This window comes from Leifsonia lichenia (genome assembly GCF_054780215.1).
This window is the reverse complement of record NZ_BAAGWT010000002.1, coordinates 999,018-1,018,368: the sequence shown is the minus strand read 5'-3', so window position 1 is coordinate 1,018,368 and position 19,351 is coordinate 999,018. Positions and strand designations below refer to the sequence as shown.

The 19,351-nt window shown below is 67.2% G+C and carries 14 protein-coding genes and 2 riboswitches; of the genes, 9 read left to right on the top strand and 5 right to left on the bottom strand.

Translation table 11 applies throughout. The features are described from left to right. Positions 1–2: 2 nt before the first annotated feature. Genes nadA through ACYVGI_RS09360 form a run of 3 tightly spaced genes read right to left on the bottom strand, consistent with a single transcriptional unit; the run spans position 3 to position 2,579 of the window. Positions 3–1,301 (bottom strand): quinolinate synthase NadA, encoded by a 1,299-nt coding sequence (nadA, locus tag ACYVGI_RS09370; protein ID WP_460632322.1) that lies wholly within the window; start codon positions 1,299–1,301, stop codon positions 3–5. 6 nt (positions 1,302–1,307) lie between these two features. Next, entirely contained in the window at positions 1,308–2,051 is a 744-nt protein-coding gene (locus ACYVGI_RS09365; protein WP_460632321.1) for an NUDIX hydrolase, read from the bottom strand. 54 nt (positions 2,052–2,105) lie between these two features. Beyond that, positions 2,106–2,579: a hypothetical protein gene (locus ACYVGI_RS09360; RefSeq protein WP_460632320.1), complete on the bottom strand. Its 474-nt coding sequence runs from the start codon at positions 2,577–2,579 to the stop codon at positions 2,106–2,108. Here ACYVGI_RS09360 and ACYVGI_RS09355 point away from each other — a divergent pair. The 5 genes from ACYVGI_RS09355 to gcvP all read left to right on the top strand — a co-directional run bounded on the left by ACYVGI_RS09355 (position 2,566) and on the right by gcvP (position 10,949). Beyond that, positions 2,566–4,530, top strand: a complete 1,965-nt coding sequence (locus ACYVGI_RS09355) for an alpha/beta hydrolase (protein ID WP_460632319.1) — start codon at positions 2,566–2,568, stop codon at positions 4,528–4,530. The two genes, ACYVGI_RS09360 and ACYVGI_RS09355, sit on opposite strands and share 14 nt — an antisense overlap. Then, complete coding sequence (locus ACYVGI_RS09350; RefSeq protein WP_460632318.1) at positions 4,527–5,231, top strand: hypothetical protein; 705 nt, start codon at positions 4,527–4,529, stop codon at positions 5,229–5,231. The genes ACYVGI_RS09355 and ACYVGI_RS09350 overlap by 4 nt, the downstream gene beginning before the upstream one ends. 964 nt (positions 5,232–6,195) lie before the next feature. Next, positions 6,196–6,296, top strand: a riboswitch (glycine riboswitch). Between the two features lies 1 nt (position 6,297). Continuing rightward, a riboswitch (glycine riboswitch) is annotated at positions 6,298–6,398 on the top strand. 67 nt (positions 6,399–6,465) lie between these two features. Further along, a complete protein-coding gene (gene gcvT / locus ACYVGI_RS09345; protein WP_460632317.1) occupies positions 6,466–7,635 on the top strand; it encodes a glycine cleavage system aminomethyltransferase GcvT in 1,170 nt (389 codons plus the stop codon). 2 nt (positions 7,636–7,637) lie between these two features. Then, the gene (gene gcvH / locus ACYVGI_RS09340) at positions 7,638–8,009 is read left to right on the top strand and encodes a glycine cleavage system protein GcvH (RefSeq protein ID WP_460632316.1); all 372 of its coding nucleotides are present in this window, start codon (positions 7,638–7,640) and stop codon (positions 8,007–8,009) included. Positions 8,010–8,024: 15 nt separating this feature from the next. Continuing rightward, a complete protein-coding gene (gcvP, locus tag ACYVGI_RS09335) occupies positions 8,025–10,949 on the top strand; it encodes an aminomethyl-transferring glycine dehydrogenase (protein WP_460632315.1) in 2,925 nt (974 codons plus the stop codon). Positions 10,950–11,025: 76 nt separating this feature from the next. Here gcvP and ACYVGI_RS09330 read toward each other — a convergent pair whose 3' ends face one another. Then, positions 11,026–11,820, bottom strand: a complete 795-nt coding sequence (locus ACYVGI_RS09330; RefSeq protein WP_460632314.1) for a CPBP family intramembrane glutamic endopeptidase — start codon at positions 11,818–11,820, stop codon at positions 11,026–11,028. Between the two features lie 272 nt (positions 11,821–12,092). Here ACYVGI_RS09330 and ACYVGI_RS09325 point away from each other — a divergent pair, with 272 nt between their 5' ends. From ACYVGI_RS09325 to ACYVGI_RS09315, 3 genes are all read left to right on the top strand, one after another. Next, a complete protein-coding gene (locus tag ACYVGI_RS09325) occupies positions 12,093–13,883 on the top strand; it encodes an ABC transporter family substrate-binding protein (RefSeq protein WP_460632313.1) in 1,791 nt (596 codons plus the stop codon). A 192-nt stretch (positions 13,884–14,075) separates the two neighbouring features. Next, entirely contained in the window at positions 14,076–15,608 is a 1,533-nt protein-coding gene (locus tag ACYVGI_RS09320) for an ABC transporter permease (RefSeq protein WP_460632312.1), read from the top strand. Next, positions 15,608–16,621 (top strand): ABC transporter permease, encoded by a 1,014-nt coding sequence (locus ACYVGI_RS09315; RefSeq protein WP_460632311.1) that lies wholly within the window; start codon positions 15,608–15,610, stop codon positions 16,619–16,621. Before ACYVGI_RS09320 ends, ACYVGI_RS09315 begins: the two co-directional genes overlap by 1 nt. A 44-nt stretch (positions 16,622–16,665) precedes the next feature. Here ACYVGI_RS09315 and ACYVGI_RS09310 read toward each other — a convergent pair whose 3' ends face one another. After that, a complete protein-coding gene (locus ACYVGI_RS09310) occupies positions 16,666–17,292 on the bottom strand; it encodes a PH domain-containing protein (RefSeq protein ID WP_460632310.1) in 627 nt (208 codons plus the stop codon). An 86-nt stretch (positions 17,293–17,378) separates the two neighbouring features. Between ACYVGI_RS09310 and ACYVGI_RS09305 the strand changes: the two genes are divergently transcribed. Further along, a complete protein-coding gene (locus ACYVGI_RS09305; protein WP_460632309.1) occupies positions 17,379–19,232 on the top strand; it encodes an ABC transporter ATP-binding protein in 1,854 nt (617 codons plus the stop codon). Positions 19,233–19,351: the final 119 nt, after the last annotated feature.

Sequence of the window (19,351 nt, the reverse complement as noted above, 5' to 3'; positions counted from 1 at the left end):
GGTCAAGCCGCCATCGTGGTGTCCGGCCGCGCGGCGAGCATACGCTCCAGTGCGACCCGCGCGGGCTCTGCCACCTCAGGGGCGACCTGGATGCGGTTCAGCACTTCGCCGCGCACCAGGCCCTCCAGCACCCAGGCTAGGTAGCCCGGGTGGATGCGGTACATGGTCGAGCACGGGCACACCACCGAGTCGAGGCAGAAGATGGTGTGCTGCGGGAACTGCGCCGCCAGACGCTGCACCAGGTTGATCTCGGTGCCGATCGCGAACGTCGAGCCTGCCGGGGCGGCCGCGATGGCCTTGACGATGTAGTCGGTCGACCCGTACTCGTCCGCCGCGTCTACCACGGCCATCGGGCACTCGGGGTGCACGATCACGCGCACGCCGGGGAATTCGGCGCGGGCGTGCTCGATCTGGCCGACGGTGAAGCGTTTGTGCACGGAGCAGAATCCGTGCCAGAGGATGACCCTGGCATCCTGCAGGGTGTCCTCGTCGCTGCCGCCGAGCGGTTTGCGCGGATTCCACAGCGGCATCTGCTCGACGGGCACGCCCATAGCCTTCGCCGTGTTGCGGCCGAGGTGCTGGTCGGGGAAGAACAGCACGCGCTGGCCGCGCTCGAAGGCCCACTTCAGCACGGTCTCCGCGTTGGAGGAGGTGCAGACGATACCGCCGTGCTCGCCGCAGAAGCCCTTCAGCGCCGCAGACGAGTTCATGTACGTGACGGGGATGACGGGAACGCGGCCGTCCGCATCCGGTTCGGTGCCGTACAGCTCCTCGAGCTGCTCCCAGCACTCGGTCACCGAGTCGATGTCGGCCATGTCGGCCATCGAGCATCCCGCTGCCAGGTTCGGCAGGATGACCGCCTGCTCAGGACGGGAGATGATGTCGGCGGTCTCCGCCATGAAGTGCACGCCGCAGAACACGATGGCCTCGGCCTCAGGCTTCGCTTTGGCGGCGTTGGCGAGCTGGAACGAGTCGCCGACGAAGTCCGCGTACTGCACCACCTCGTCGCGCTGGTAGAAGTGGCCGAGGGTCACCACGCGGTCGCCGAGCGTGGCCTTCGCGGCCAGGATGCGGTCGTGCAGCTCCTCAGCCGATGCGGTGCGGTACTCGTCGGGCAGTTCGCCCTGGCGGGGCGCATCCACCGGGATGGGGTCGGCCATCGACGCGCCAGGACCGTAGGACGGCGCGAGGGAGTCGAACGTCCACGGGGCGTCCACGAGGTCGGGGGTGCAGGTCTCGCCGTTCAGCTCGCCGGTGGCGATGAGCTGGATGGTGGTGTCGACCGAGGCGATGGTGCTCATTCTTCTCTACTCTCGAACGGGTGCTGCTGCAGGGGATGCGAACGGATGCTGCTGGCGGGGGAGCGGGCCGGCGTCGGCCAGGTCGATGGAGTCGTTGTACCGGTAGAGGCGCGGCGGCCGGTGCCGGGTGCCGGTGAGGTACTGGTCGGTGGCGACGACGGCGCCAGAGCCCTCGATGGTGCGCCGGAAGTTGGCGGGGTCGAGCGGCCGTCCGAGCACCGCCTCGTGCACCTCGCGGAGCTGCGCGAGGGTGAATGTCTCGCCGAGGAAGGCGTGCGCGATGCGCGAGTACTCCATCTTGGTGCGCAGCCGCCAGAGGGCGTACTCGACGATGAGCTTGTGGTCGAAGGCCAGGCTCGGCAGGTCGTCCGCAGGAAACCAGCGCACGTTCTCGCCGACGCTTGCGAGGGCGGCCTCCTCGCTGCGGACCAGCGCCCAGTAGACGATCGAGACGACCCGCTCCGCCCCCGTCGACCGGGAGGCGTCGCCGAACGCGTAGAGCTGTTCCAGGTAGCGCGGGGTGAGGCCGGTCGTCTCGTTGAGGGTGCGGGCGGCGGCGAAGGCGAGATCTTCCTCCCCGTGCAGCGGGCCGCCAGGCAGCGCCCAGCATCCCTCGAACGGTTGGCGCACGCGGCGAACGAGCGGAAGCCAGACGCTCGCGATATCGCCGGTCTGGTCGTCGTTGCGGAGCGAGAAGATCACCGTGGACACGGCGAGCACCGCGCTGACGCGCTCACTGTTCGCTGCCATGCGGTCCTCCCTCACTAAAAGTCAGTCTGACCCTAAGGTGCATTCATCTTAGTGTCATCTCGACCAGAACCACAAACCCTCACCGCGAAATCCTGAGCAGTGGCGACCATCGTTGATGGCAGGGGTGCGCGAGAGCCGTCTCATTTTTCTCTCGATATACTGCGTCTGGAATATGTAGGGCGAATGTTTGGCGGGCAGATGGTCAGAGCGATCGGTGTTGACGCGGATCAGTTGAGGTCCGGTGCGGAAGCGCTGAAGGGCGCCGCCACCGGCTCCCGTTCTTCGGCGGATGAGTCCGACGGGTTCGGCGCAGCGGTCGCTCTGGGCGCTGTGAGCAGGTTCGAGGGGTACTGGGTCCGCGGCCAGTCGACGGTCGATGAGCTGGTCGCAGGTTTGGGCGGCGCTCTCGACCAGGCAGCCGAAACGTATCTTCGTCGGGATGCGGAGGATGCCCACGCGTTCCGGAGCGATCGGGGCGGCTTTCATGGGTTCTAGGTGGGCGGACTGGTCGCCGGTGGGGTTCGACACCGATCCGACGCCGGGTGATCGGGACATGGTGGAGGCGCTGGTCGTTCACTTGCGCACGTGGTCGAGCCGGCTGGAGCGTCAGTCGGTGGTGGCGAGACAGGTGCTGGACACGAACCTCGGGGCGTCGTCGTGGTCCGGGCTGGCCGCTGACGTGTTCTCTGATCGGTTGCGGGCACTGGAGGCGGGGGCTGGCCAGGCGGCTGCGCGGCACAACGAGGGTGTCGAGGCGGCGACCAGGTGGTCGTCGTCGATGCTGTTCGCGCAGGACGACGCGGATCGTGCGTTGCGGGACGCTGAGCAGGCGTTGGCGGACCTGGAGGCGGCCGAGGCGTCGGCGGCAGCGCTGGGCGCCGAGCAGGCCGCGTTGTCGGCGGCGTTGCGGGCGTTGGAGAAGGCGTACAACTCGCGCGAGAAGCCGGCGCCGGGGTCGTCGGCACCCGCGCATGGGGAGGTGGCGTCTGCTCGACGCCGGGAGCAGGATGCGAGCGAGAAGCTGGCGAGCGCACGCTTCACGGTAGAAGACGCGCAGGAGCGACTGGACGACGCGAAGCGAAGGGCCGAGCGGGCGAGGCGGGAGTACAGCGAGGCAGAGAAGACCTTCGCTGACGCTCTGGACGCTGCGTTGCATGGCGCGTTGGCGCCTGTTCCGCAGCCGGAGCTGCAGGCATTCGCGTCGGTCGTCGGCAAGCTCTCGCACATATCCGCCTCGGCGAGCGTGAACGCGTCCCTGATGGCCACGTTGCAGCGTTTGACACCCGAGGAGTTGGCAGCGCTCGTGGCGTCGGATCCGAAGCTCGTCCAGCAGTTCTGGGAGCATCCACCGTCCGCGGACCAGGTCGCGAAATGGTGGTCGAGTCTCGGGGACGAGGCGAAGGAGGCGTTCCAGGCGGCGGCGCCCGGCGTTCTGGGCAACCTGGCCGGGCTGCCGTATGGGGTGAGGCATCGGTGCAACATGGCAGTGTATCTGGCAGCAGCGGACAGTCCTGTCCGTACTCCGGAGCAGCAGAAGGTGCTCGACGCGCTCAAGAAGGTTCTTGCCGATCCGTCGGTGTCATTGGTGTGTCTCAACCTGGACGCTTCGGTACCGATGGTCGCGGTCGGCTACGGCGATCTGGACACGGCGGACACGGTGACGTGGGCGGCTCCGGGGATGAACTCGGATGCGGCGGATGCGACCGAGGGTTGGTCACGCGCTGCGAGCAACCTGTACCGCGAACAAAAGCGCCTTGATGGAGGTCGTTCGCACGCCGTGGTGGGTTGGTTGGGGTATGACACACCGGATTTGGTGAGTGTGAGCACTCCGGCGTTGGCGCAGGACGGGTCGTGGCGGTTCGCGAACGAACTGGACGGGACGCACGCCACTCGTTCGGCGCATTCGTCGGTGTCGCTCCCGTATGTGTCGGTGGTGGCGCATTCGTATGGGACGACGATGGCGGCGGACGCGTTGACACGGGTCAAACACCCGGTGGATTCGTTCACGATGCTCGGGTCTGCGGGGATTGACACGCAGGTGGTCACGTCGTTTTCGGACCTCCGCGTGAAGCAGGCGGGGGAGCTGCCCGCGATCTTCACCACAGCGGCACAGTTGGACTTCCTCGCGCCGTTCGGCTCGGCAGTGGGCGGGCGTGCGGAACCGAACCCCGAGGCGCTCTTGAATCCGGGGACGATGCTCGCGATGCCGGTGAAGGGGCTGCTGAACATGCCGAAGTCGATGGGTGGTGCACGGTCGTTCTCGTCCGAAGGGACGGTGCTGCCTAGCGGTGAGATATTGAAGCAGACCAAGGGCCACAGCGTCCTGGGTGCGAACACGGACGGACCCAACCCGTTCAACGGGATCGCCCCGGAAGGCTCCGGATACCTCGATGAGGACACGGAGGCTTTGTGGAACACGGCCTTCGCGACGGTCGGTCTGCCAGAGAGTGTTGCGGGTGGGTTGAGGTCCACCCGATGAGCGAGACATCAGCGGGGCGTGTGGTTCGTTTCGAGAGAATGTTTGCCGTGGTTGCCGTCGCGGCTGTTGCGGTGTCGGTTTTGGGAGGGTGTATGTCTGTTCCTGCTGTGAGTGGTCCTGTTCCGCTGACTCCTGGCGCGCCGCAGAAAACAATCGGTGAACTACTGACACAGTGGGCGGACCTCACCGACGCCGCTATCGCCGCCACCGGTGTCACGGACGGTTGGTTCCGCGGGGCGGTGCTTGACAACAAGCCCTGGGATCCGGCCGCAGAGGAAGTAGCTCTGTCGCCGTGCGGGACAGTCGGGTCGAAGACCGCTCACCAAGTTGACGCCGACGTGGCTCATGCCGCGTTCGAGGCGGACCCGCATCCGATCGCGGACAAGCTCACCGCGTACTGGGAGAGCCAGGGGTTCACGGTGACGCGCACTGTCGACTCGATCACCCGCTCCGGCTGGATGGGTATCTCGATCCGCGCCGTGCGGTCCGATGGGGTGTACTACGGACTTACTGCTACCAGCGATCAAGTGTCCATCGGAGTGAAGTCGGAGTGCTCCACCGACCCCTCCATCGACACGTGGGCTGAGGAGCGCGTTCGAGAGAGGCTCAACTCACTGTTCCCCACCCCAAGCACGCCAACGCCCGCTGCGGGGGCGGATGCCCCGCCGATGGGCGCCGACGACTGGTTCTCGTGGATGTGACCCACGCACGCCGGACGACAGTTTCGGACGCGACCTCGTACGGGCCGCTGCAGGTTTCGACCGTCAGCGGCCGAATGGCGAGAACATGCGCTGTCGCGATCGTCGCGGCTGTGATGGTGTCGGTTTTGGGAGGGTGTATGTCTTTTCCTGCGGTGAGTGATCCTGTTCCGCGAACTCCGGGTGCGCCGCAGAAAACGATCGGCGAACTACTGACGCAGTGGGCGGGCCTCACCGACGCTGCGATCGCTGCGACCGGTGTCACGGAGGGTTGGTTCCGTGGGGCGAGGCTAGACAATAAGCCCTGGGATCCGGCCGCCGAGGAAGTCGCCTTGTCGCCGTGTGGACGGTCGGGGCGAAGGCCGCTCACCAGGTTGACAGCATGGTGACGCATGCCGCGTTCGAGGAGGATCCGCATCCGATCGCGGACAAGCTAACCGTGTATTGGGAGAGCGAAGGCTTCACAGTGACGCGGACCGTCGATTGGACTTCGCCCTCCGGTTGGATGGGTATCTCGATCCGCGCTGTGCGGTCGGACGGGGTGTTTTACGGACTTACTGCTACAAGCACTCAAGTGGCCATCGATGTTTCCTCGGAGTGCTCTACCGATCCCTCCATCCGGTCGTGGGCGCGTGAGAAGTCGCTGCGGAATCCGCGCTCACCGTCTCCTACACCATCTCCGTCGCCGGCTGCGGGGGCGGATGCTCCCGCAGCGGGCGCCGATGACTGGTTCTCGTGGATGTGACGCGGCCACGACGGACCGCGTCTGGCCCGACCTCGAACAGGCCACGCTGTCGCTGGCGTTGAGAGTGCAGGAGAAGCCCTAGCAACCCGCGCGAGAAGCCCGCGTGCGGTGTCGTCGGCGCCCGTGCATACGGACGTGACACCTGACCCGAGGTGATTCAGCGCCGGCGCGGCGCGTCGGATATGCTGGGCGCGCAGCACAGAACTGAATACTGGGCCAATCGAGGTCGATGCGGGAGAGCCGGGAGCGCGAGAGCGCCGATCCGGCACCGAAGGAGCAATCCTCCCCGACAATCTCTCAGGTACGCGTACCGCATCGGACTGGCCACTCTGAAAAGCAGGACGACGACACGATCGCCGTCCTCGCCCACGGTGAAAGCCGCGCGCCAGCGCGGTGAAACTCTCAGGCCGGATGACAGAGGGGGAGTTCTCACACAGCCGCATCGCGGTCTGTGCCCAACTCCCGGCGACGGCCAGCGAATCGGAGAACTCAATGACCTCGCACGAATCGGACCGCCTCTCCCCGCTGCACGACGCCCATCAGACGGCCGGGGCATCCTTCACGGACTTCGCCGGGTGGCAGATGCCCGTCCGCTACTCCAGCGACCTCGCAGAGCACCACGCTGTTCGGAACGCCGCCGGTCTGTTCGACCTCTCGCACATGGCGGAGATCGTCGTCCTCGGCCCGGAGGCCGGAGCCGCGCTCGACTACGCGCTCGCCGGCAAGCTGTCCTCGATCGGCATCGACCAGGCCAAGTACAGCCTGCTGCTGTCGCGCTCCGGCGGCATCGTCGACGACCTCGTGGTGTACCGCACCGGCGACGACCGGTACATGGTGGTCGCGAACGCGGCCAACCGCTACCAGGTGGTCGAGGAGCTGCGGGCGCGCACCGCGCCGTTCGACGTGGAGGTGTTCGACGAGAGCGACGACATCGCGCTCATCGCCGTTCAGGGTCCCGCCGCGCTGTCGATCCTCGCAGCGACGCCCGGCTTCGCCATCGAGGGCGGCTCGTACGACGGCGACGACGTCGCCGCCCGCCTCGACGGCCTCAAATACTACTGGTCGCTCCCCGCGCTGTACGAGTCGCATCCCGTGCTGATCGCCCGCACCGGGTACACGGGCGAGGACGGCTTCGAGCTGTACCTCGCGCCGGACAACGCGCCTCAGCTCTGGGATGCCCTGCTCGAGGCAGGAGCCGAGCAGGGCCTCGTGCCGGCGGGGCTCGCCAGCCGCGACACCCTCCGACTCGAAGCGGGGATGCCGCTGTACGGGCACGAGCTCGGCCTCGACACCTACCCGGCGCAGGCCGGACTCGGCCGCGTCGTCAACCTCGCGAAAGACACCGACTTCGTCGGCCGCGCCGCCAGCGAGGACGGCCCGGATGCGGAGGCCCCCGTGCTCGTCGGCCTGATGGGCCACGGCAAGCGGGCCGCCCGCGCCGGATACCCGGTGTACGCGACGAGCGAGACGGACGGCGGGGACGCATCCGTCGGCGTCGTCACCTCCGGTGCTCTCTCCCCGACCATCGGCGTGCCGATCGCGATGGCGTACGTCGCTCCGCGCTACGCCCGCCCCGGCACAGAACTGCACGTCGACATCCGCGGCAACCGTCTCGGATACACCGTCACCGCCCTCCCCTTCTACAGCAGAAAGAAGCGCTAGCCATGGCCGCAGAACAGGAACTCAAATACACCGCTGAGCACGAGTGGATCCTCGTGGACGGCGACGTCGCGACGGTCGGCATCACCGCGTACGCGGCCGACAAGCTGGGCGACGTGGTGTTCGTCGAGCTTCCCGCCGTCGGCAGCGAGCTGGCCGAGGGCAAGGTCGTGGGCGAGATCGAGTCGACCAAGTCGGTCGGCGAGTTGTTCGCGCCCGTCGACGGCACGGTCGCCGAGATCAACGACGCCGTCGTGGATGCGCCCGAGCTCGTCAACAGCGACCCGTTCGGCGAAGGCTGGCTGGTCAAGATCGCCTTCACCGCTCTCCCCACCCTTCTCAGCTACGACGAATACGCCGCCCTCACGGGCGAGTGAGGCACCAGCACTTCGATGACTGAACTCTTCCAGACGCGTCACATCGGCACCGGCGACGACGCGCAGCGCACCATGCTGTCCTCCATCGGCTACGAGACGGTCGCCGACCTGGTCACGGCCGCCGTGCCGGACACGATCCGCGTCGACCCCGGCTACGAGTCCGTGCTGCCCGCAGCGGCCAGCGAGCGCGCCGCGCTTCGCGAGCTGCGCGACCTGGCGGCCAAGAACACCGTCAACCGGTCGCTGATCGGCCTCGGGTACTACGGCACCATCACGCCGTCGGTCATCAAGCGCAACGTGCTGGAGAACCCGAGCTGGTACACGGCATACACGCCGTATCAGCCGGAGATCTCGCAGGGGCGCCTTGAAGCGCTCATCAACTTCCAGACGATGGTCGCCGACCTCACCGGCCTCGACACCGCCAACGCGTCGATGCTGGATGAGGGAACCGCCGTCGTCGAGGGGATGCTGCTGGCCCGCCGCGCATCCAAGGTGAAGTCGTCGAGGTTCGTCGTCGACGCCGACGCGTTCCCCCAGACTCTCGCTCTGCTGCGCAACAGGGCGGATGCGGTCGGCATCGAGCTGGTCGTGCTCGACCTCGCTACCACCCCCGCCGACTCCGCCGAGCTGACGGACGCCTTCGGGCTGTTCGTGCAGTACCCCGGCGCATCCGGCCGGGTCTGGAACCCCGCGGAGGTGATCGCCTCGGCCAAGGCCGGGGGAGCGGTCGTCGTCGCTGCGGCCGACCTGCTCGCGCTCACGCAGCTTCGCTCGCCGGGCGAGCTCGGCGCGGACGTCGCGGTCGGCACCAGCCAGCGCTTCGGCGTTCCGATGGGCTTCGGCGGCCCGCACGCCGGCTTCATGGCCGTGCGCTCCGGTCTGGAGCGTCAGCTTCCCGGCCGTCTCGTCGGCGTCTCGCAGGATGCGGTGGGCAAGCCGGCGTACCGGCTCACGCTGCAGACCCGTGAGCAGCACATCCGTCGCGAGAAGGCCACCTCGAACATCTGCACTGCTCAGGTGCTGCTCGCCGTCATGGCCGCCATGTACGCGGTCTACCACGGCCCCCGCGGGCTCAAGGCGATCGGCCGGCGCGTGCACCTCACGGCGGCGACCGCCGCGAGCGTGCTCCGCGAGCGCGGGGTCGACGTCGTCTCCGAGTCGTTCTTCGACACCATCCAGGTGCGGGTCGCCGACGCCGCAGCAGCGGTCGCCGCCGCCCACGAGCGCGGCATCCTGCTGCGCGCCGCCGACGCATCCACCGTCTCCCTGAGCTTCGACGAGGAGGTCGCGGCCGACCTCGCAGAGGGCTCGACGCTGTTCTCCGACCTGCTCGCGGTGTTCGGCTCGGAAAACAGCCTCGCCGCCGACGGTTCCGACGTGCGGATGCTCGACGGCGCCCCGTCCTTCGAGGCCACCCTGACCCGGTCCAGCGCCTACCTGACCCACCCGGTGTTCAACACGCATCACTCCGAAACGGCCATGATGCGCTACCTCAAGTACCTCGCCGACAAGGACTACGCGCTCGACCGCGGCATGATCCCGCTCGGCTCGTGCACGATGAAGCTCAACGCCGCGACCGAGATGGAGGCCGTCACCTGGCCGGAGTTCGCCGGTCTGCACCCGTACGCGCCCGCTGACGACGTCCGCGGCTCGCTCGCGCTCATCGACCAGTTGGAGACCTGGCTCGCCGACGTGACGGGCTACGACTCCGTCTCGCTGCAGCCGAACGCGGGAAGCCAGGGCGAGCTCGCCGGGCTGCTCGCGATCCGCGGCTACCACCGCTCGCGCGGCGACCTCGCGCGCACGGTCTGCCTCATCCCGCAGAGCGCGCACGGCACCAACGCGGCGTCCGCTGTCCTCGCCGGGATGTCCGTGGTGGTCGTCGCCTGCGACGAGCTCGGCAACGTGGACCTCGACGACCTCCGCGCGAAGATCGCGGAGCACGCGGACACCCTCGCCGCACTCATGATCACCTACCCGTCCACGCACGGCGTGTACGAGCACGAGGTCGTCGCGATCACGCAGGCCGTGCACGATGCGGGCGGTCAGGTCTACGTCGACGGCGCCAACCTGAATGCGCTCCTCGGCTACGCCCGCTTCGGCGACTTCGGCGGGGATGTCAGCCACCTCAACCTGCACAAGACGTTCTGCATCCCGCACGGCGGCGGCGGACCGGGCGTCGGCCCCGTTGCGGCGAAGGCGCACCTCGCGCCGTTCCTGCCCGGCCACCCGCTGGCTCAGGATGCGACGCACCCGCTGTCGTCGACGAGCGGGGCGGCAGGGGAGCGCGTCGAGCACGCCGGCGGCCCCGTGTCGAGCGCGCCGTACGGCAGCCCGAGCATCCTGCCGATCAGTTGGGCGTACGTGCGCATGATGGGCGCATCCGGCCTGCGGGATGCGACCGGTGCGGCCGTCCTCGCGGCCAACTACGTCGCCGTCAAGCTCCGCGACTCCTTCCCGGTGCTCTACGCGGGCGACAACGGGCTGGTGGCGCACGAGTGCATCCTGGACCTGCGGCCGCTCACCGAGCAGACCGGCGTGACCGTGGACGACGTGGCGAAGCGCCTCATCGACTACGGCTTCCACGCCCCGACGATGAGCTTCCCGGTGGCCGGCACGCTGATGGTCGAGCCGACCGAGAGCGAAGACTTCGGCGAGCTGGACCGGTTCGTCGCCGCGATGGTCGCCATCCGCGCGGAGGCCGACGCCGTCGCCGCGGGAGACTGGCCGGTCGACGACAACCCGCTGAGGGGCGCCCCGCACACCGCGGAGTCCGTCATCGCCGGCGAGTGGACCCACCCGTACTCCCGCGAGCAGGCCGTCTACCCCGTGCCCGGCATCGTCCGCAGCAAGTACTGGCCTCCCGTACGCCGCATCGACCAGGCATACGGCGACCGCAACCTCTTCTGCGCCTGCCCGCCGCCCGAGGCCTTCGCCTAGACCCGCAGCCGTCGAGCCCAGGCTTTTTCACTGTATTCCGCGCGGATACGGTGAAGAAGCCTGGGCTCGATGACGTTTAAGCGAAGATGTGCGGCCAGAGCGCGACGGCGAGGGGGTACCCGACGAACGAGACGATGTCGATGACGACGTGGGCGACGACGAGCGGCATCACCCGGCCCCACCGCGTGTAGCACCAGCCGAAGACGACGCCCATGATCGCGTTGCCGACGAACGGCCCGAAGCCCTGGTACAGGTGGTAGCTGCCGCGCAGGAGCGCGGCGGAGACGATGATCGTCCACTTGCCCCAGCCGAGCTGCCGCAGCCGGGTGAACAGATAGCCGACGATGATGACCTCCTCCTGCAGCCCGGCGCGCAGCGCGGCGAACACCAGGATCGGGATGGTCCACCAGTGCGTGTCCAGCGGAGACGCCTGCACCTGCACGGTCACCCCGACCACCCGGCCGAGGGCGTAGAACAGGATGCCGGGGATCCCGATGGCGAGGAACAGCAGCATCCCGCCGCCCAGGTCGGCCAGCGGCCTGGTCAGATCGAACCCGATCCGCCGGAAACCGCTGCGCTCCCGCTGCCAGAGCAGGAAGATCACAAGTGCGACCGCGAACAGCGGGAACAGGTTGCCGAGGAACTGGTAGGTGAAGTCCAGCCACTCCCTGGGGCTCTGCGACGGGTTGACCTGCGCCGTCTGGTCGGCGAGCGGCGTCGTGTCGGTGGACCGCGCGATGATCTCGACGATCGAGTAGACAGCGGATGCGCCGAGCGAGAGCCCGAGGACGATTGCGATCTCCCACCACAGCCGCGGGCGCTGTGCGCGTTCGAGCGGAATCTCGGCGGACCAGGGGGTTTCACGGCTCATAGAGGCATCCTGCCAGGTCTCGGGCGCCACCCACGGGATGCGGTTTGTCCAGTCCAAACGGGCGGATGCGGTCGATTCATTGCACGGCGCGGCCGAAAACCGCCGTTCTTGTGCACATCGTGCAATTTATCGCTAACCGAGTTACCACTGTGTAACGTTTTGCCGCCCCGTTTTGCATTCAAACCGTGCGCTACTTAGGGTCATTCATATCCAGCGCGGTCCGGACGCACTCGCATGTCCGCGGCCGTCGCACACTTCGCACAGGAGGAACATTGCACATCAAGGGAAGAAAGGTCAGGTACGCGGTCAGCGCGGTCGCCATCGCCGGCGTCGCAGCGCTCGCACTGTCAGCCTGCACCACGTCCGGCAGCACCGGTGGATCCACCGCTGCGCAGGGCGGCACCGTGACGGTCGCTGTCGTGAACGACTTCACGTCGTTCAACTCGCAGACGCCGCAGGGCAACCTGGACACCAACGGCCAGGTCGGATACCTCAACGGCTCGTACGGAACCGGGTTCCAGTACATCGACAACAACTACAAGATCGTCCACGACGACAAGTTCGGCAAGTTCGAGAAGACCTCGGACGACCCGCTGACGGTCAAGTACACGCTCAACAAGGACGACAAGTGGTCCGACGGCCAGCCCGTCACCGCTGACGACATGGTGCTCGCCTGGGCGATCGCATCCGGCTACTACGACTCGGCGACCACCGACGACCAGGGCAACGTCACCAAGGGAACCCAGTACTTCACGATCGCCGGTTCCACCGCTGGTCTTGACACCACCGCCTTCCCGACCGTCGGTGACAACAACACCTCGATCACCCTGAAGTACGGCACCCCGTACGTCGACTGGGAGCTCGTCAACCCGATCGCGCAGCCCGCGCACATCGTCGCCAAGAAGGCGGGCCTGTCCTCGGCCGCCGACCTGACGAAGCTGCTCAAGGGCCTCGACAAGGGCAACAAGGACAACCCTGCCGCTCCGGACGCCACGCTCAAGAAGGCTGCTGACTTCGTCAACACCGGCTACGACGTGACCGCGTTCCCGACCGACAAGGACCTCCTGGTCTCCTCCGGACCGTTCGTGGTCTCGAGCTGGACCCCCGGTCAGTCGCTCACGATGGTGAAGAACAAGTACTACGCCGGTGGACTCAAGCCGAACGTGGACAAGATCGTCTTCCGCATCATCCCTGACGCGAACGCACAGGTCACCGCTCTCCAGAACGGTGAGGTCGACATCATCAACCCGCAGGCCTCCGCCGACACGATCACCGCGCTGAAGAACACGAGCGCCAAGGTCCTCACCGGTGCACAGGCCTCGTACGACCACCTCGACCTCAACTTCGGCTCGCAGACGTTCGCGGACCCGAAGGTGCGCGAGGCGTTCCTGAAGACGATCCCGCGTCAGCAGATCCTCGACTCGATCGTCACCCCGGTCGACCCGAAGGCCAAGGTCCTCGACTCGCAGATCTTCCTGCCCAACCAGGAACAGTACGCGGACACCGTGAAGATGAACGGTTCTGACAAGTTCGGCAAGGTCGACATCGACGGCGCCAAGGCGCTGCTCGCCGGTGCCACCCCGACGGTCCGGATCCTCTACAACACGAACAACCCGAACCGTGTCGACGAGTTCCAGGCCATCTCGGCCTCGGCCTCCAAGGCCGGCTTCAAGGTCGTCGACGCTGGATCGCCCGACTGGAGCAAGCTCCTGCCGGGTGGCGACTACGACGCTTCGCTCTTCGGCTGGATCAGCCCCGGAGCCGGCACGTCGCAGATCCCGCAGTTGTTCACCACCAACGGTGGCGGTAACTACAACCGTTACTCGGCGGCGAACGACCTCGCTGTGAAGTCGCAGACGACGCTTGACCCGTCCGAGCTGACCAAGATCGAGCAGCAGATCGACGCGAAGACCTTCGCAGATGGATACGGCCTCCCGCTGTTCCAGCTCCCTGGTGTCTTCGGCGCTACCGCTCGTGTGGACGGCGTGAAGTACAACGGCGGACAGTCCGGTCCGTTCTGGAACTTCTGGGAGTGGTCGGTCAAGTCCTCCACCGCGAAGTAACCAGCTCCAACAGTGAGAGTGCCCGGGTGAACCCCGGGCACTCTCCTGCCGCGGGGCGTCGGCGGTTCCGTCGACGCCCCGTATCATGTAGTCGGTGGACGAGACCCGTTCATCCATTCCGATACGCGTCGACGCGGGCCGAGTGCCCGCCACCCCCGAGCCGGCGCGCACTGTCAGTGAGGTTTTCAACCTATGGCGAGTTTCATCCTGAGACGCCTTCTCGTCTCGGTGCTCATCATCATCGCCGCATCGTTCCTGATGTACATGCTGGTCGCGTACAGCGCAGACCCGCTCATGGACCTGCGGAGCAGCAATTCCCCCAACAAGACTCAGCTCATCAATGCCAGGATCCAGCTCCTGCAGCTCGACGTCCCCCCGCCGCTGCGCTGGCTTCTGTGGCTCGGAGGAGCGGCCAAGTGCCTCATCCCGTTCGCGAACGCGTGTGACCTCGGCTCCACGATCTCGAACGCTCAGGTCGTCGACATCCTGCCGCAGGCTCTCGCCTCGACCATCCAGCTCGTCACGGTCGCGCTCATCCTGGCGATCCTGCTCGGCGTCACCATCGGTATCGTCACCGCCCTCCGTCAGTACAGCGGACTCGACAACGTCGTCACGTTCCTCAGCTTCTTCCTGTACTCGCTTCCGGCGTTCCTCGTGGCCGTGCTCCTCAAGGAGTTCGTGGCCATCGGCTTCAACAACTTCCTCGCCAATCCGACGATCCAATGGTGGGTCGCCGCGTTGATCGGGGTCGTTGCAGGTCTCATCTGGCAGTCGCTCATCGGCGGTGACATGAGGCGTCGGGTGACCACGTTCCTCATCTCCGGCGTCGCGACGGCGGGAATCCTGCTGCTGATGTCTGCGACGGACTGGTTCCTCAAGCCCGGCCTCGGCCCGGTGGTGATGATCATCCTGGTGGCGGCCATCGTCCTTGGAACAACGGCTCTGATCTCCGGCCTTCAGAACCGCAGGGCGCTGCTCACGGCCGCGATCACCGGCGCGATCACGATCGTCTGCTACTTCGCTCTGCAGCCGCTGTTCGACATCTCGTCGGTCGCGACCATCATCATCCTGATCGTCGTCGCGATCGCGGTCAGCCTCGCCATCGGCTACTTCGTCGGGGGCTACGACCGCGGGCAGAACATGCGAGTCGGCGTCATCGTGACCATCGTCTCCGGCGCCCTCGTGCTGCTCGACCGCTTCATGCAGGCGTGGCCGCAGTACTTCCAGGACACCAACGGCCGCCCCATCGCGACCGTCGGCTCCTCGACGCCCGGTCTGTCCGGCGACATCTGGGAGACGGGCCTCGACACCTTCACCCACCTGGCGCTGCCGACCGTCGCGCTGCTGCTCATCTCGTTCGCGTCGTACACCAGGTACTCCCGCGCGGGGATGCTCGAAGTCCTCAACCAGGACTTCATCCGCACCGCACGCGCCAAGGGCCTGCCAGAGCGCACTGTCGTGGTTCGCCACGCGTTCAGGAACATGCTGATCCCGATCACCACCCTGGTGGCGTTCGACGTCGGCGCCCTGCTCGGTGGTGCGATCATCACCGAGCGCGTGTTCGCGATCCCCGGCATGGGCTCACTGTTCAACGCTGGACTCCAGCGCGGTGACCTCAACCCGGTGATGGCCTACTTCGTCGTGATCGCCGCCATGGCCATTCTGTTCAACTTCCTCGCGGACCTCGCGTATGCCGCACTCGACCCGAGAGTGAGGGTCCGATAATGTCCAGCACCGAACCCATGATCGCCGATGAGCTGCAGGCTCCGACCGCACCACCGGTCAGCCAGGGCAAGCTCATCTGGAAGCGGTTCCTGTCCAACAAGGTCGCCGTCATCAGCGCGATCCTGTTCATCGTCATCATCCTGTTCTCGATCTCAGCGATCGGCATCGGCCCCGTCCACGGCTGGTGGAAGTACGACTTCAAGGAGCTGAACGACCAGGTCAAGCAGGGGTCGCCGACGCTCGAGCACCCGTTCGGGCAGGACCGCATCGGCAAGGACTACTTCGCCCTCGTCATGCGCGGCATCCAGAACTCCGTGCTGGTGATGGTCATCATCGGCGTCATCGCGAGTGTCCTCGGCGTCTTCGTCGGCGCGGTCGCCGGCTACTTCCGCGGCATCGTCGATGCCATCCTGATGCGCATCACCGACGTGTTCATCGTCATCCCCGCCCTCGTGATCGGCTCGGTCGTCGGGCACTGGACCGGTGGCCTCGGCGCCCCGTTCCTCGCCCTGATGCTCGGGTTCTTCTCCTGGATGGGCATCGCACGACTGGTGCGCGGCGAGTTCCTGTCCCTGCGCGAGCGCGAGTTCGTCGAGGCGGCGCGCGTCGCCGGCGCCTCGGACATGCGGATCATCTTCAAGCACATCCTGCCGAACGCCATCGGCGTCGTGATCGTGTCATCGACGCTGATCATGGCCGCGGCCATTCTGCTCGAGACGGCGCTGTCGTTCCTCGGCTACGGAATCCGTCCGCCGGACGCATCCCTCGGTCTCCTGATCAGCTCGAACGAGTCGGCCTTCCAGACCCGCCCGTGGCTGTTCTGGTGGCCTGGCGCGTTCATCGTGACCCTCGCCCTGCTCGTCAACTTCGTCGGCGACGGTCTGCGGGATGCGTTCGACCCGCGCCACCGCCGGTTCAACCTGCGCAAGATGCGCGAGGAGGAGCCGGAGCCCGGTGAGGGAGACGGCGGATCCCCGAAGACCGGAGCGGCCATCGCGGAGGACGTGCTGTGACCAGCGCCGTCCTCGCCCTGCCCCTCGCCGCCGTGACCCGCTGGTCAGGCGAGGAGCAGGGCGGCGATCGTGCCGCCGAGCAGCAGCACCAGGGCCGCGAGGCTCACCAGGTGCCAGCGAACCGTCACGGGCGTCTCGTCGGCAATGCCGGCCTCCAGCGCTCCGCTTTCGCGCAACTGCGTCCACTGGCGGCGCACCACCTCGGCGGCGGCGCCCGACGGAGTGGACAGCAGATCGCCCGGACGGCGCACGCTGTCGGCGACGCTCGGCTTGCCCACGCGTCCCTTGGTCTCGCTGCGGGTGGCGCGGAGCGTCCTGGACGTTCCCGGCGCTGGCAGGGACCAGACGGCGTACTTGTGGCCGGGCGTGTAGAGGGTCAGCGCGAACTTGGTGTCGACGTTGATCAGCGCCTCCCACGGGATGTGCACGGTGCTCGTGACGTTGACAACGGTCAGTCCCTCGCGGGCGACGACGAACAGGGGACGCCACAGCGTCACCCAGGCCAGCAGCGCGAAGAAGGCGCACGGCACGATGTACAGCAGCCGCAGATCGTGGATGCTCACCAGCAGCCCGATGGTCAGCGCGGCACAGGCCGCCCAGATCAGGACGGCAACGACCCGGTTGAACCGGGAGACGAACACCTCGCGTTCGTCGGCGGAGGCGTAAGGCATGTGACCATGCTCTCACCCCTCGCGCCCTCGGACGGCGACCGGAGACGCCGGGCGATCCCCGGCGCTCGCGAAAGGAACATCACATCATGACCGACAACACCAACGGTCAGGCGGGCGTCGTGAGCGACGCCGCCGTCCTCCAGGTCACCGACCTGTCGGTGGACTTCGGCGTCGACAACGTCTGGGTTCCGGCCGCCAAGAAGCTCAACTACTCGATCAAGGCGGGCGAGGTGCTGGCGATCGTCGGCGAGTCCGGCTCTGGAAAGAGTGCGAGCTCGATGGCGATCCTCGACCTCCTGCCGGAGAACTCCCGCGTGCGAGGGAGCATCAAGCTGGAGGGGCGCGAGCTCACCGGCCTCACCCCGCAGCAGATGCGACGCGTGCGCGGACGCCAGGTGTCGGTGATCTTCCAGGAGCCGATGACGGCGCTGAACCCCGTGTACACGGTGGGCTTCCAGATCGTGGAGACCCTGCGCATCCACTTCGGGATGTCGCCGCACGAGGCGAAGGAGCGCGCGCTGGAGCTGCTCGGCATGGTCGAGCTGCCCGACCCGGTGAAGGCGTTCAACTCGTACCCGCACCAGTTGTCCGGCGGCCAGCGTCAGCGCGCGATGATCGCGCAGTCGATCTCCTGCGACCCGAAGCTGCTCATCGCCGATGAGCCGACCACAGCGCTCGACGTGACGGTTCAGGCCGAGATCCTGGAGCTGCTGCGCTCGCTGCGCGACCGTCTCGACAGCGCCATCCTGCTGATCACCCACGACATGGGCGTCGTCGCCGACCTGGCAGACAACATCGTCGTTATGCGCAAGGGCGACATCGTCGAGTCCGGCACCGTCGCCGAGGTCTTCGCCAACCCGCAGCACCCGTACACGATCGCCCTGCTGGAGGCGGTGCCCCACCTGGGTCAGCGCGAGGACGAGGAGATCGACACCACTGCTGCCCTCGCCGCAGGCACGGAGAACCCGGACGCCGCGTTCGCCGAGCGCATCCGGGTGAACGAGCGCATCGCCGCCGAGGAGCACACCAAGTCCGAGATGGACAAGCGTCAGGTGGTCGTCGACTTCCAGAACGTGGCCATCGAGTACCCGAAGCACGGCCGCGTGCCCGCGTTCCGCGCGGCGAGCGACATCGACCTGCAGATCCACGAGGGAGAGGTCGTCGGCCTGGTGGGGGAGTCGGGCTCCGGCAAGACCACCCTCGGCCGCTCGGCCATCGGCCTGCTGCCCATCCACTCCGGCAAGCTGGTCGTCGCCGGTCAGGACATCAGCAACGCGAACCGCGACGAGATCCGCAAGCTGCACCGCAATGTCGGCATCGTGTTCCAGGACCCGTCGTCGTCGCTGAACCCTCGCCTGCAGATCGCCGACTCGATCGGCGAGCCGCTGCGCCTGGCGAAGGGCCTGAAGGGCCAGGACCTCGCGAAGGAGGTCGACCGCCTGCTCGACAGCGTCGAGCTGCCGCGCGCGTACCGCAGCCGCTTCCCGCACGAGCTCTCCGGAGGCCAGAAGCAGCGCGTCGGAATCGCCCGCGCCCTGTCGCTGAAGCCGCAGGTGCTGATCGCCGACGAGCCGACCAGCGCGCTCGACGTCTCCGTGCAGGCCCGCGTGCTCGACCTGATGCAGAACCTGCAGCGCGAAATGAACTTCGCCTGCCTTTTCATCACCCACGACCTCGCCGTCATCGACGTGCTCGCCGACCGCATCGCCGTGATGCACCACGGCAACCTGGTCGAGGTCGGAACGCGCAACGAGATCCTGCGCTACCCGAAGGAGGCGTACACGCAGCGTCTCCTCGCCGCGGTGCCGCTGCCGGACCCAGACCAGCAGCGCGCCCGCCGCACGCTGAGGCTCGAACTGCTCGCCGCCGGCTCCGACGAGGCCGTCGTGCCCGCCGTCGAGCTGCAGGAGCCGGAGCCGCCGGTGGCGCAGGGGCTGTAGCCCCGCGCGGATCGACGCATCCATCGAGGGCCCGACGCCGAGTGCGTCGGGCCCTCGGTCGTTCCCTGATAGAATGGACCGTTCCCCACTTATCCTTCTGACGAGAGTCGAGTCTGCAC

Coding starts and splice junctions, on each gene's coding strand:
- nadA (WP_460632322.1), bottom strand. CDS start 1,301: ATGAGCACCATCGCCTCGGTCGACACCACCATCCAGCTCATCGCCACC.
- ACYVGI_RS09365 (WP_460632321.1), bottom strand. CDS start 2,051: ATGGCAGCGAACAGTGAGCGCGTCAGCGCGGTGCTCGCCGTGTCCACG.
- ACYVGI_RS09350 (WP_460632318.1), top strand. CDS start 4,527: ATGAGCGAGACATCAGCGGGGCGTGTGGTTCGTTTCGAGAGAATGTTT.
- gcvT (WP_460632317.1), top strand. CDS start 6,466: ATGACCTCGCACGAATCGGACCGCCTCTCCCCGCTGCACGACGCCCAT.
- gcvH (WP_460632316.1), top strand. CDS start 7,638: ATGGCCGCAGAACAGGAACTCAAATACACCGCTGAGCACGAGTGGATC.
- gcvP (WP_460632315.1), top strand. CDS start 8,025: ATGACTGAACTCTTCCAGACGCGTCACATCGGCACCGGCGACGACGCG.
- ACYVGI_RS09330 (WP_460632314.1), bottom strand. CDS start 11,820: ATGAGCCGTGAAACCCCCTGGTCCGCCGAGATTCCGCTCGAACGCGCA.
- ACYVGI_RS09320 (WP_460632312.1), top strand. CDS start 14,076: ATGGCGAGTTTCATCCTGAGACGCCTTCTCGTCTCGGTGCTCATCATC.
- ACYVGI_RS09315 (WP_460632311.1), top strand. CDS start 15,608: ATGTCCAGCACCGAACCCATGATCGCCGATGAGCTGCAGGCTCCGACC.
- ACYVGI_RS09310 (WP_460632310.1), bottom strand. CDS start 17,292: ATGCCTTACGCCTCCGCCGACGAACGCGAGGTGTTCGTCTCCCGGTTC.
- ACYVGI_RS09305 (WP_460632309.1), top strand. CDS start 17,379: ATGACCGACAACACCAACGGTCAGGCGGGCGTCGTGAGCGACGCCGCC.